The following is a 12,616-nucleotide window of genomic DNA, read 5'->3' as shown; positions in this document are numbered from 1 at the left end:
ACACACATATCACAAACTGATTATCGGGGTGCTGTTAAAATAAACTGTTTTAATGGTCGATATACAGGATATGTGGAGGCAAAACCCTTCCCATAAAAATGGGAACTAACATAAAGGAAATTTCTTATGGCACAAGTATCTATGCGCGATATGCTTAACGCAGGCGTTCACTTCGGTCACCAAACTCGTTACTGGAATCCAAAAATGAAACCTTTCATTTTCGGTGCGCGTAACGGTGTTCATATCATCAACTTAGAGAAAACATTACCATTATTCAACGATGCATTAGCGGAATTAACACGCATTGCAAGTAACAACGGTAAAATTCTTTTCGTTGGTACAAAACGTGCAGCGTCTGATGCAGTGAAAGCAGCAGCAGTAGAGAGCCAACAATTCTACGTAAACCACCGTTGGTTAGGTGGTATGTTGACTAACTGGAAAACAGTTCGTCAATCAATCAAACGCTTAAAAGATTTAGAAACTCAAACTCAAGATGGTACTTTCGATAAAATTACTAAGAAAGAAGCATTAATGCGTACTCGTGAGCTTGAGAAATTAGAATTAAGCTTAGGCGGTATTAAAGATATGGCTGGTCTTCCAGATGCAATTTTTGTAATCGGTGCAGACTACGAACATATCGCAATCAAAGAAGCAAACAACTTAGGTATTCCTGTATTTGCTATCGTTGATACTAACGCAAGCCCAGATGGCGTAAACTACGTTATCCCTGGTAACGATGACGCAGCTCGTGCGATCCAACTTTACTTAGATGCAGCTGTTGCAGCAATCAAAGAAGGTCGTGGTCAAGAAGTTGAAATCGTTGCAGAAGAAGCGGCTGAATAATCGTATTAAGGCATAAGCCCTATACACATTCGTAATTTGTGAAGCAGGGGCGACAATTCCCCTGCTTTCTTTGTTTATATTTAAGAGGAATAAGAAAATGGCTGAAATTACAGCATCTCTAGTAAAAGAACTTCGTGAGCGTACAGGCGCTGGAATGATGGAATGTAAAAAAGCGTTAGTAGAAGCAAACGGTGATATCGAGTTAGCAATCGATAATATGCGTAAATCTGGTCAAGCTAAAGCGGCTAAAAAAGCAGGTAACATCGCAGCTGAAGGTGTAATCTTAGCTCGTGTTGGTGCAGGTTTTGGTGTATTAGTTGAAATGAACTGCCAAACTGACTTCGTAGCAAAAGATGCAGGTTTCTTAGGTTTAGCAAATGAAGTTGCTGACTATGCATTAGCAAACAAAGGTATCTCAATTGAAGCATTAGCTGCACAATTCGAAGAGCAACGTGTCGCTTTAGTTGCTAAAATTGGTGAGAATATGAACATTCGTCGTGTTCAATACTTAGATGGTCAAGTGATTGCACAATACTTACACGGTGCGAAAATCGGTGTATTAGTAGCTGGTGAAGGTTCAGAAGAAGAATTGAAGAAAGTTGCAATGCACGTTGCTGCATCTAAACCTGAATTCGTAAACCCAGAAGACGTATCTGCTGATGTTGTTGCGAAAGAGCGTGAAATTCAAATCGAAATCGCAATGAACTCAGGTAAACCAAAAGAAATCGCAGAGAAAATGGTTGAAGGCCGTATGGCTAAATTTACTGGTGAAGTATCATTAACAGGTCAAGCATTTGTAATGGATCCTTCTCAATCAGTAGGTAGCTACTTAAAATCAGTAAATACCTCTGTATCTAACTTCATTCGTTTAGAAGTTGGTGAAGGTATTGAGAAAGTTGAAACAGACTTCGCTGCAGAAGTTGCTGCAATGCAAAAAGTTTAATTTTCAGTATGAAAACAGAAAAGCAGGCTAAAAGCCTGCTTTTTGTTGTTTAAGGCATAGTAGACAGAAAGAATACCTTCTGCCCATATACACTATATTGAACCTTCTAATCTTATTTAGAATAGGGGTAATTGTTGATAATTAACTTTAAATAACTATTTTAAGTTCTCTAAAAATGCAGGTAAGTTTTGAGCACCAACTTGTTGTGCTACAACTTCACCATTTTTGAAAATAAGTAAGAATGGGATACTGCGTACGCCGAATTGTGCAGGTACTTGTTGGTTTTCATCAACATTCATTTTTACGATACGTGCATTTTCACCAACTTGTTCTGCTAAATCATCTAATACAGGGCCGATTGCACGACAAGGTCCACACCAAGGTGCCCAAAAATCTAATAAAACAGGGACATCTGATTTTAATACGTCTTGTTCAAATGTTGCGTCAGTAGTATGAATTACTTTGCTCATAGTGTTTCCTTAATTGAGTGATAAAAAGAAACGCTTCTATCTAACGAAGCGTTATATGGTTACACAAGATAGAGATTTATTTCCTACTTTTCAAGTAGGAAATAGATATTGATCTAATTATTTTTCAGAATGTTCTTTATCTTGTGGCAAAATCAGGTTGAGTGTGAGTGCCAGTAATGAACCTACTGTAATACCAGAACCGAAGATCTCTTTAAAGAAACTTGGTAATTTATCAAGTAATTCAGGGCGTGTTGTTACCGCTAAGCCACAGCCAATAGAAATAGCAATAATCAATCCATTACGTTTACTACGTTCTACTTTATCTAGCATTTGAATACCTGCTGCAATAATCATTGCAAACATCATTAAACCTGCACCACCTAATACTGGCATAGGAATTGAAACAATCAATGCACCAAATACAGGGAATACGCCAGCTAACACGAGTAAAACTCCCATAATTGTTACTACATAGCGGCTTGCAACGCCTGTGAGTGAGATAACGCCGATATTTTGTGAGAATGATGAGAATGGGGTTGTGGACATTATTGCTGCAAAAGCAGATCCTAAACCATCACACAATACGCCACCACGCAGATGTTTACCTGTGATCTCCGTTTGTGTTGCGTTACCTAATGCTAAAAAGTTACCGCTTGATTCAACAATAGTTACTAAGTAAGCAATACTCATTCCAATAATGCCAGAAATAGGGAAAGCTAAGCCAAAATGTAGTGGCTGTGGCACTGCGAAGAGCTCTGCATTTTTTACGCTGTCAAAGTTGATCCAACCCAACGCTAGTGCTACGAGATAGCCAACTAAAATACCAATTACGATAGCGGCAGCAGAGAAGATTCCTTTGCCCCATTGTACTAATGCAACAACCAAAACTAATACAAATGTTGCCATAGCTAAATTAGCAGGATCTGCATAGTTAGGATCGCCTTTCTGTCCACCAGCGAACCAGTCCACTGCAACAGGAATAAGGCTTAAGCCGATCATCATTACCACAACGCCAGTAACAACAGGTGGGAATAGTTTACGCACATAAGGCATAAAGAAACTGCCGATAATCATCACTAAAGACCCTACTAATGATGAGCCGAGAATACCTGCCACACCATATTCACTAAAGCCGATGGCTAGAGCAGCTGCAACGAAAGTAAAGCTTGTTCCCATTACGCTTGGTAGGCGTAGCCCGATTGGACCGACACCTTGACACTGAATAATAGTCACGATGCCAGACACTAATAATGCAGCATTGACTAAAACAATCGTATCTGCTGTTGGAAGTTGTAATACATTACCTAGCACAAGTGGAACAGCAATAATACCGCCAAGTGCTGCGAGTAAATGTTGTGAAGCTAATAATAGTGTTAATCCAAATGGTGGTTTGGAATCAACAGGATAAAGAAGTTTTTGCATATAAAATAACAAGGTTGATTAAGGAAGGAGGCTAATTATACCGTTTTTTACGGATTAAAAGAATGTGGGATAGCTTAATTTATCCGAGAATTATAAAAATAAGCGGTTAGTTTTATGTAAAATTTTACAAGAAACTGACCGCTTACTATTAGATTAGAAAAAGAGTAAGGTTATTTCTCTACATAGAGATCGCGTAGGAAGTAAATACCTTGTGGGCTTTTTCCTTCATAGCCTTTTAATTTAGGATTTTTAATAAATAAGCCTGCATAGTGGTAAATAGCAACAAATGGGTGATGTTTACCTAATTCATCTTCTGCTTGTGCGTAAATCTCGGCTCGTTCTTCAGGGGTTTTTGCATAGTAAGAGTCGTTGATTAACTTATCAAATTTCTCACTTTTGAAACCAATTTTATTCTGTTCACTATTAGATAAATAGTAGGTTAAGAATGTACTGGCATCATTATAATCAGCGATCCAAGCACTAAAGGCTAAGGTGTAATTTTTTTGCTGTTTGGTATCTAAAAACGTTTTCCACTCAATATTTCTGAGTGTAATATCAGCCATACCATCTAAGTTTTTCTTCCACATTGCAGTGGCAGCAACAGCAATATTTTTTAAGCCTTCATTGGTGTTATAAAGTAGCTCTGTTTTAAGTGGGTTAGATTTACTATAACCAGCATCTTTTAATAGTTTTTTAGCTTCTTCGTTGCGTTGTTGTTGTGTCCAATTAGCATATTCAGGTTGCTTAATTTTTTCACCTCCACCGATATAACTTGGCGTAAAGCGATAAGTCGGAGTTTGTCCAAAGCCTAGTACTTTATCTGTAATCACTTCACGCTCTAAAGCAAGATCGAGGGCTTTACGCACACGAATATCATTAAATGGAGCTTTAGCAAGATTCATTTCATAGGTGAATGTTCCAAGTTTGCGAGAATTATGGATTTGTGAATCAAACTGCTTACGGAATTTAGGATCTTTGTAGAGCGTTGAAGGAATATTTGCAATATCAATTTCGCCCGTACGGAAACGTGCGATGGCAGCATTCTCATTTAAAATATAAATAGTTGCTTTATTGATCACTGTTTCATTGTTATTCCAATAAGTAGAACTGCGTTCCAAATCTACTTTTTCATTTAGAATACGCTCTCCGAGTTTATATGCACCGTTTCCAACGAAATGCTCTGGGCGAGTCCAATTATCCCCATATTTTTCAACCGTTGCTTTATGTACAGGATAGAGTGAAGAGTGTTGAGTTAGTTCGGCTGCGTAGGGAACGGGGGCGGTTAATGTTAATTGTAAAGTATAATCATCAACTGCTTTTACCCCTAATGTATCAGGTGATTTTTTACCTGCCACGATGTCCGCAACATTTTCCATTTTCATAAATTCTAGGTAGGTTGCATAAGGTGAAGCGGTCGTAGGATCGACTAAACGTTGCCAAGCATAAACAAAGTCGTGTGCAGTAACAGGATCGCCATTTGACCATTTGGCATTTTTACGCAAATAGAAGGTAACGGTTTGGTTATCAGCCGAAGATTCCCAACGTTCTGCAACACCAGGGATAATATTATCTTCGTCATCAGTATTCACTAATCCTTCTAAGAGTTGGCGAGCATAGTAGCTTTCAGATACTCCTTCCATTTTCTGTGGATCTAGCGTTGCAGGCTCTGCAGTTGCTTGAATTCGTACTTCTTGTTTATCAGCCAAGATAACGCCGTCAGGCACTTTTGCGGCAAAAGCATTTGGCGTTAAGGCGAATAAAATGGGAGTTGTGAGAGTAGATAATTTGACAAGGTATTTAGTTTTTGTCCAAATAATGTGTTCTGTGTTCTGCATAAAACTATCCTTATTGCAAGTAATATTGCAAATTTATTGTTATGTATTTGTTATAAATTTGTCAAAAAAGACACAATATAGATAGCTTATTTTTCATAGTATGTAAATGATTTATTGTAGGTTTTGATTTTATTTTTTATTTAAAATTAAAGTTGTGTAAATTTTGATGGCTAAAACGTTTTAGTTGCCATTTTGTTGTATTATTAGTTGTTTTTGATAATTATTTTCAGAAACAATTTATTTACATTTATTGAGAGCAAATTTATGACATTCAAACACAACATCATTTATACCTCATTATTTGCAGGTTTATCTTTTAATCTTCTTGCTCAAGAGCAGCAAACCAATGCAACGTTAGAGGAAGTTTCGGTGGTTTCGGAGCTTGAGAAATTCAAAGCAACAGCAAAATCTTCAAGAAAAATTCTCGGCAGTTATTCATAATCGTTGGAACATTGTACGAAGAATGTTGGGCTTGGACGGTTTTAATACGGGTGTAACACAAATTGCAATGATTTTACCGCTAATGTTGCAATCTCAACGCTTTTTTGCAGGCCAAGTTACACTGGGAGATATGCACCAAACGGTGCAGTCGTTTAACCGTTTAATGCGAGCATTATCATTTTTCCGCCTATTTTATGATGAATTTACCTTATACCAAGCAAGATTAAATCGTCTATACGGCTTTTTTACCACTTTAGAACATCTCAATACCGAAGAAAAAGCCGTTGTAACGGTTGATGAACAGCGTTTAACCGTTTCTAATTTAACTATTCAAGGGATTGATGGGCGTACATTATTAGAAAATGTGAATTTTTCATTAAAAAGTGGTGACGCATTACTTATTCAAGGGGCATCAGGAACAGGAAAAACGACATTGCTAAAAGTGTTAGCAGGAATTTATCCGATTAAAACCACAGGGCATATTACTGCACCATCTCAACAAAATGCATTATTTCTGCCACAACGCTCTTATGTACCACAAGGAACATTGAAAGAGGCGATTTGTTACCCTGCTATTCAAGCAACGGAAGATGAATTAGTCAGCGTAATGAAACAATGTCGCTTAGAAAAATACAGCGAAATGCTAAATGAAGAAAAAGATTGGCAACAAATTCTTTCACCCGGTGAATTGCAACGCATTGCCTTTGTGCGAATTTTATTAACCAAACCAGCATTAATTTTACTTGATGAAACAACGTCAGCACTTGAAGAAACAATGGAGAGACAGCTATACGAACTAGTGAGAAAATTGCTCCCTGAAAGTATCATTGTGAGTGTTGGTCATCGTTGCACATTACAAAGCTATCATACTCAAACAATGACATTAGGTTATTGTTGTATGAATAAATTGGAATGTGAGAGAGTATAAGTAGTTTGTATAGTTACTCCGTATATCTCTATTGATTAGAGATATACGGAGTAATGGTAGAATTTATTCAAAGATAAGTGATTACTTTAACAATAAATTTTCCAAATTTACGAAATACTAGGCGATTTTTATCTAAATTTCTGTATAATACGCCAGTTTTGTTTCTAGGTATGTAAGAGGCGGCTATCAAAAGTTATCTCATTAAGCGAGATGATTTTTGCTAGTCGCAATTTTTAAGAAATAAAACGATAAAACTAAAGATTTTTAAAGGAAATGAATAATGACTCCAATTGTAAAACAATTTAAATATGGTCAGCATACTGTTACATTAGAAACAGGAGCAATCGCGCGTCAAGCAACAGCAGCGGTAATGGCGAGTATGGACGATACAACCGTTTTTGTAACGGTAGTTGCTAAAAAAGATGTGAAAGAAGGACAAGATTTCTTTCCATTAACCGTAGATTATCAAGAACGTACTTACGCAGCAGGTCGTATTCCTGGTGGATTCTTTAAACGTGAAGGTCGCCCTTCTGAAGGTGAAACCTTAATTGCTCGTTTAATTGACCGCCCTGTTCGCCCGCTTTTCCCTGAAGGCTTTTTCAACGAAATTCAAGTGATTGCAACGGTTGTTTCTGTAAATCCACAAATTAGCCCTGATTTAGTCGCAATGATTGGTGCATCAGCAGCATTATCATTATCAGGCGTGCCGTTTAATGGTCCAATCGGTGCTGCTCGAGTTGGTTTTATTAACGACCAATTCGTATTAAACCCAACAATGGCAGAACAAAAAATTAGCCGTTTAGATTTAGTTGTGGCAGGTACAGATAAAGCAGTTTTAATGGTTGAATCTGAAGCGGATATTTTAACTGAAGAACAAATGCTTGCAGCAGTGGTATTTGGTCACGAGCAGCAACAAGTTGTTATTGAAAACATCAAAGAATTTGTAAAAGAAGCAGGTAAACCACGTTGGGATTGGGTTGCTCCAGAACCAAATACAGATTTAATCAATAAAGTGAAAGCACTAGCTGAAACACGCATTGGCGAAGCATATCGTATTGTTGAAAAACAAGCTCGTTATGAACAAATTGATGCTATTAAAGCCGATGTCATTGCGACTTTAACCGCTGAAGATGAAAGTGTTTCTGAAGGCAAAATTATTGATATTATTACCGCATTAGAAAGCCAAATCGTTCGTAGCCGTATTATTGCTGGCGAGCCTCGTATTGATGGTCGTACGGTAGATACTGTTCGTGCATTAGATATTTGCACAGGTGTTTTACCTCGTACTCACGGCTCTGCAATTTTCACACGTGGCGAAACACAAGCATTAGCGGTTGCAACACTTGGCACAGAGCGTGATGCGCAGATCATTGATGAATTAACAGGTGAAAAATCAGACCGTTTCTTATTCCACTATAACTTCCCTCCATATTCTGTGGGTGAAACAGGTCGTATCGGTTCACCAAAACGCCGTGAAATTGGTCACGGTCGTCTAGCTAAACGTGGTGTGTTAGCTGTAATGCCAACCGCTGAAGAATTCCCGTATGTAGTGCGTGTGGTTTCTGAAATTACTGAATCAAATGGTTCTTCGTCTATGGCATCTGTATGTGGTGCATCTCTTGCGTTAATGGATGCAGGCGTGCCGATTAAAGCCGCTGTTGCAGGTATTGCAATGGGCTTAGTGAAAGAAGAAGAAAAATTTGTTGTTCTTTCAGATATTCTAGGTGATGAAGATCATTTAGGTGATATGGACTTTAAAGTAGCGGGTACTCGTGAAGGGGTAACTGCGTTACAAATGGATATTAAAATTGAAGGGATCACCCCTGAAATTATGCGTATCGCCTTAAAACAAGCGAAAGGGGCTCGTTTACATATTTTAGGTGTAATGGAGCAAGCTATCCCTGTTGCTCGTGCGGATATCTCAGATTTTGCACCGCGTATCCATACAATGAAAATTGATCCGAAGAAAATCAAAGATGTTATTGGTAAAGGTGGTGCGACAATTCGTGCATTAACTGAAGAAACTAGTACATCAATTGATATTGATGATGACGGTACAGTAAAAATTGCTGCAACAGATAATAATGCAGCAAAACGTGTAATGGAACGTATTGAAGAAATTGTCGCTGAAGTCGAAGTCAATGCGATCTACAAAGGTAAAGTTACGCGTGTAGTTGATTTCGGTGCATTTGTGTCTATCCTTGGTGGTAAAGAAGGTTTAGTGCATATTTCTCAAATTACCGATGCTCGTGTTGAGCGTGTTGCTGACTATTTAGAAGTCGGTCAAGAAGTTCAAGTAAAAGTAGTTGAAATCGATCGCCAAGGTCGTATTCGTTTAACTATGAAAGACTTGAATAATGCTCCAGAAACAACAGATGTTGTGGAAGACGCTCAGGAACTAGCAGAATAATTTTGTTTAGAGGGACGCAGTGTAATGCGTCCCTTGTATAAGAAACATAGTTATTTCCGATGTTTTTGTATGAATACTCTCAGGTATTCAGAAATCTTTTACCTAAGGTTTTATGAATGTTACAACGTTTTAAGTTGTTAAATTTTCGTCTGTTTATTATCAATATGATGGCGATAGTTCTGCTTACGGGGTGTATTAACCGCGTGTCAGATCTTATATCTCCACATAAATTGCTTTTACCAGAAGTCAGTCCACAATTACGTTTTGAACAAGAATTGATGATTGCTCGTTTGACGTTAGTTCTTCAAGAGGCGGAATTAACGAAATCAGAGCAAGCAGAATTATTATTTGAACGCGGTGTTATTTACGATAGTTTGGGCTTATGGTCGCTTGCTCGTAATGATTTTTCTGAAGCGGTAGAGCTAAATCCTAAAATGGCGGCAGCATATAATTACTTAGGTTTATATTTACTCTTGGAAGATGATTATGATAGCTCGGTAGATGCATTCAATGCGGTATTAGAGCTTGACCCTAACTACGATTATACTCGTTTAAATAGGGGATTATCATTTTATTATAGCGGTAGATATGCTGAAGCGGAACGTGATTTACTCTATTTCTATGAAGCAGATAAAACCGATCCTTATCGTGTTTTATGGTTATATTTCAATGAATTAGAGTTATCGCCGAGTGAAGCAAAAGCTAATTTAGCAACCCGTTCAAAAGGGTTAGCTGATACATTTTGGGGAACAAATATCGTTTCCTATTTTCTTGGGGATTACACCCTTGAACAGCTTCGGTTAAAAATGAATGCTCAAGCTGAGCCGAATACAGCTCAGTATGCTGAAATTTTAACTGAAACTTATTTTTATCTTGCAAAACAAACACTCAAATTGAATCAAGTAGAAGAGGCATCTAGCCTATTCCGTCTGACTATTGCAAATCAAGTATATAACTTTGTTGAGTATCGTTTTGCCTTGTTTGAATTAGCTCGCTTGCGTGCTAATAAGACAGCTCCCATAACTATTGGGAAAGTTGTTGTTGGGATAAATTAGGACGATAAAGCGGTCAGATTTGCAAAATATTTTGTAAATTCCACCGCTTGTACTGTGTGACAAGTTATATAAAGCATTGATTTGTTTTCTATTTATTTTTCTTACCTAAAAAGCTCAACAATATAATTTTGTATCGGTTTTCTTTGCTTAATAGGCAAATAGAACCTCATTTATTTTGGAATTTTATGACAACTAACACTATGACTTTTGCCGATTTAGGCTTACCACTATCTATCCTTGATGCTGTAACAGAAATGGGGTTTGTAACCCCATCACCTATTCAACAAGCCTGTATTCCCCACTTACTCGAAGGGCGTGATGTTTTAGGTATGGCACAAACAGGAAGTGGTAAAACTGCGGCATTTTCATTGCCTGTATTAGCACAAATTGATGTTGAAAAACGTCACCCACAAATGCTTGTTATGGCACCTACCCGTGAGCTTGCAATCCAAGTTGCTGATGCTTGTGAACAATTTACAAAAAATATGAAAGGCGTTCGTGTTGTTACCATTTACGGTGGTCAGCGTTACGATATTCAAATTCGTGCGTTAAAACAAGGCTCACAAGTTGTGGTTGGAACACCAGGACGTATTCTTGACCATATCCGTCGCGGTACTTTAGATCTTTCTGCATTAAAAACTATTGTATTAGATGAAGCTGATGAAATGTTACGAATGGGCTTTATTGAAGATGTAGAAACAGTAATGGCGGAATTACCTGAAAATCACCAAACAGCGTTATTTTCGGCAACAATGCCAGAGCCAATCCGCCGTATTACACGCCGTTTTATGAATGATCCACAAGAAGTTAAAATTCAAGCGACTCAGCGTTCAGCACCAGATATTACTCAAAGCTACTGGTTAGTGAATGGTTTCCGTAAGAATGATGCACTATTACGTTTCTTAGAAGTGGAAGAATTTGATGCGTCAATTATCTTTACTCGCACCAAAACAGGCACAACTGATGTAACAGAATTACTCGAACGTAACGGCTATCGTGCAGCGGCATTAAATGGTGATATGACCCAACAAGCTCGTGAACAAACTTTAGAGCGTTTGAAATCAGGTCGTTTAGATATCGTTGTTGCAACCGATGTGGCAGCTCGTGGGATTGATATTGAGCGTATTAGCTTAGTTGTGAACTATGATATTCCGCTAGATGCAGAATCTTATGTTCACCGTATTGGACGTACAGGGCGTGCAGGTCGTTCAGGACGTGCGTTACTATTTGTTGAACCGCGTGAACGCCGTTTACTCAAAAATATCGAACATTTAATGAAAAAGCCGATTGATGAAGTGCCAGTACCAAATCACGAAATTTTAATGGCAAAACGTCGTGAAAAATTTAAGGCGAAAATTTCATTACAATTAGAACACCACGATCTTGAGCTTTATCGTGAGTTACTTGAAGATCTCTTTACGGCAGATCAAGATCACGAAGAACTTGCAGCTGCGATGATGATGTTGCTACAAGAAAAACAAAAATTGATTTTACCACCAGATCCAGAAATCAAAGCGGCTCGTGGTGAGCGTGGCCGTGGACGAGATCGTGAAAACCCACGTTCAGCAGAGCGTCGTGGTGGTCGTGAACATCGTGAGAATAATGGTGTTGCAATGGATCTCTACCGTATTGAACTTGGCCGTGAAGATGGTGTTGAAGTTCGTCACATTGTTGGTGCAATCGCCAATGAAGGAGATATTAGTAGCCGCTACATTGGACATATTAAATTACACGATAAATATTCAACGATTGAATTACCACAAGGTATGCCAAATCACTTAGTTCAACATTTTGCTCAAAAGGCTCGTGTATTAAGCAAACCGATGCAAATGTCGTTATTAGGCCCAGCGAGTTCAGCAAGCAATAATTCCCCGTATGAAGAAAAGGGAAGAGGTCGTGGACGTGGTGATCGTAGTGAAAAACGTGGTGGACGTGATCGTGATGATCGTGGCTTTAAAGAGCGTAAGGGCGGATTTAAAGAGAAGCGTTTTGGTGATAAACGCGGACGCCGTGACTAATTAACATTAAATGCCCCGAAAGGGGCATTTCAGATTATTGACAAAGTCTTTTTTCATTCGGACGCCAGCGTGGCGTCCCTACAAGGAAAGTTATAACTAATTGAAAAATAACAGATTTTATTTTGTTGTGTAGGGACGCCACGCTGGCGTCCGTTTATTGAATACAACAAATTAGGGTTTGTCAGCGGTCTGGACCGACTAAAACAGTCGGTTTTTTATTGCTGAAAAAAAACCAAAGGCATAAGATATTC

9 protein-coding genes and 1 pseudogene are annotated in these 12,616 nt (G+C 38.3%); 7 read left to right on the top strand and 3 right to left on the bottom strand.

Going from position 1 to position 12,616, the window contains the following annotated elements:
• The first annotated feature begins 126 nt into the window (after positions 1 to 126).
• Together rpsB and tsf are read left to right on the top strand one after the other, a co-directional pair.
• Positions 127 to 843: a 30S ribosomal protein S2 gene (rpsB, locus tag A1D25_RS02245; RefSeq protein ID WP_157394084.1), complete on the top strand. Its 717-nt coding sequence runs from the start codon at positions 127 to 129 to the stop codon at positions 841 to 843.
• A 97-nt stretch (positions 844 to 940) separates the two neighbouring features.
• On the top strand, positions 941 to 1,786 hold the full coding sequence (gene tsf / locus A1D25_RS02240) for a translation elongation factor Ts (protein WP_157394083.1): 846 nt from the start codon (positions 941 to 943) through the stop codon (positions 1,784 to 1,786).
• A gap of 155 nt (positions 1,787 to 1,941) precedes the next feature.
• On the opposite strand, the gene trxA is transcribed toward tsf, so the two are convergent.
• The 3 genes from trxA to A1D25_RS02225 form a co-directional block, all read right to left on the bottom strand.
• Complete coding sequence (gene trxA / locus A1D25_RS02235) at positions 1,942 to 2,256, bottom strand: thioredoxin (RefSeq protein ID WP_157394082.1); 315 nt, start codon at positions 2,254 to 2,256, stop codon at positions 1,942 to 1,944.
• A 117-nt stretch (positions 2,257 to 2,373) separates the two neighbouring features.
• Positions 2,374 to 3,678 carry a uracil-xanthine permease family protein gene (locus A1D25_RS02230; protein WP_157394081.1) on the bottom strand — a complete coding sequence of 435 codons (1,305 nt, stop codon included), beginning with the start codon at positions 3,676 to 3,678 and terminating at the stop codon, positions 2,374 to 2,376.
• Between the two features lie 170 nt (positions 3,679 to 3,848).
• Positions 3,849 to 5,513, bottom strand: coding sequence for an ABC transporter substrate-binding protein (locus tag A1D25_RS02225; protein ID WP_157394080.1), 1,665 nt, complete (start codon positions 5,511 to 5,513; stop codon positions 3,849 to 3,851).
• 264 nt (positions 5,514 to 5,777) lie between these two features.
• Between A1D25_RS02225 and A1D25_RS10910 the strand changes: the two genes are divergently transcribed.
• The 5 genes and pseudogenes from A1D25_RS10910 to A1D25_RS02205 all read left to right on the top strand — a co-directional run bounded on the left by A1D25_RS10910 (position 5,778) and on the right by A1D25_RS02205 (position 12,365).
• Entirely contained in the window at positions 5,778 to 5,954 is a 177-nt protein-coding gene (locus A1D25_RS10910) for a hypothetical protein (RefSeq protein ID WP_162853265.1), read from the top strand.
• Positions 5,908 to 6,882, top strand: a pseudogene (locus A1D25_RS02220) (ABC transporter ATP-binding protein/permease); the annotation flags it as partial. The gene A1D25_RS10910 and the pseudogene A1D25_RS02220, both read left to right, overlap by 47 nt.
• Positions 6,883 to 7,162: 280 nt before the next feature.
• Positions 7,163 to 9,292 carry a polyribonucleotide nucleotidyltransferase gene (gene pnp / locus A1D25_RS02215; RefSeq protein ID WP_157394079.1) on the top strand — a complete coding sequence of 710 codons (2,130 nt, stop codon included), beginning with the start codon at positions 7,163 to 7,165 and terminating at the stop codon, positions 9,290 to 9,292.
• 116 nt (positions 9,293 to 9,408) lie between these two features.
• Complete coding sequence (gene nlpI, locus A1D25_RS02210; protein WP_157394078.1) at positions 9,409 to 10,347, top strand: lipoprotein NlpI; 939 nt, start codon at positions 9,409 to 9,411, stop codon at positions 10,345 to 10,347.
• Between the two features lie 185 nt (positions 10,348 to 10,532).
• Entirely contained in the window at positions 10,533 to 12,365 is a 1,833-nt protein-coding gene (locus A1D25_RS02205) for a DEAD/DEAH box helicase (protein WP_157394077.1), read from the top strand.
• Positions 12,366 to 12,616: the final 251 nt, after the last annotated feature.

The organism is Ursidibacter arcticus, from assembly GCF_009761375.1.
Taxonomy (GTDB): domain Bacteria; phylum Pseudomonadota; class Gammaproteobacteria; order Enterobacterales; family Pasteurellaceae; genus Ursidibacter; species Ursidibacter arcticus.
The sequence above is the reverse complement of the archived record's forward strand: the minus strand, read 5'-3'. Positions and strand labels throughout refer to the sequence as shown.

Coding starts and splice junctions, on each gene's coding strand:
- A1D25_RS10910 (WP_162853265.1), top strand. CDS start 5,778: ATGACATTCAAACACAACATCATTTATACCTCATTATTTGCAGGTTTA.
- tsf (WP_157394083.1), top strand. CDS start 941: ATGGCTGAAATTACAGCATCTCTAGTAAAAGAACTTCGTGAGCGTACA.
- A1D25_RS02230 (WP_157394081.1), bottom strand. CDS start 3,678: ATGCAAAAACTTCTTTATCCTGTTGATTCCAAACCACCATTTGGATTA.
- A1D25_RS02225 (WP_157394080.1), bottom strand. CDS start 5,513: ATGCAGAACACAGAACACATTATTTGGACAAAAACTAAATACCTTGTC.
- rpsB (WP_157394084.1), top strand. CDS start 127: ATGGCACAAGTATCTATGCGCGATATGCTTAACGCAGGCGTTCACTTC.
- nlpI (WP_157394078.1), top strand. CDS start 9,409: ATGTTACAACGTTTTAAGTTGTTAAATTTTCGTCTGTTTATTATCAAT.
- A1D25_RS02205 (WP_157394077.1), top strand. CDS start 10,533: ATGACAACTAACACTATGACTTTTGCCGATTTAGGCTTACCACTATCT.
- trxA (WP_157394082.1), bottom strand. CDS start 2,256: ATGAGCAAAGTAATTCATACTACTGACGCAACATTTGAACAAGACGTA.
- pnp (WP_157394079.1), top strand. CDS start 7,163: ATGACTCCAATTGTAAAACAATTTAAATATGGTCAGCATACTGTTACA.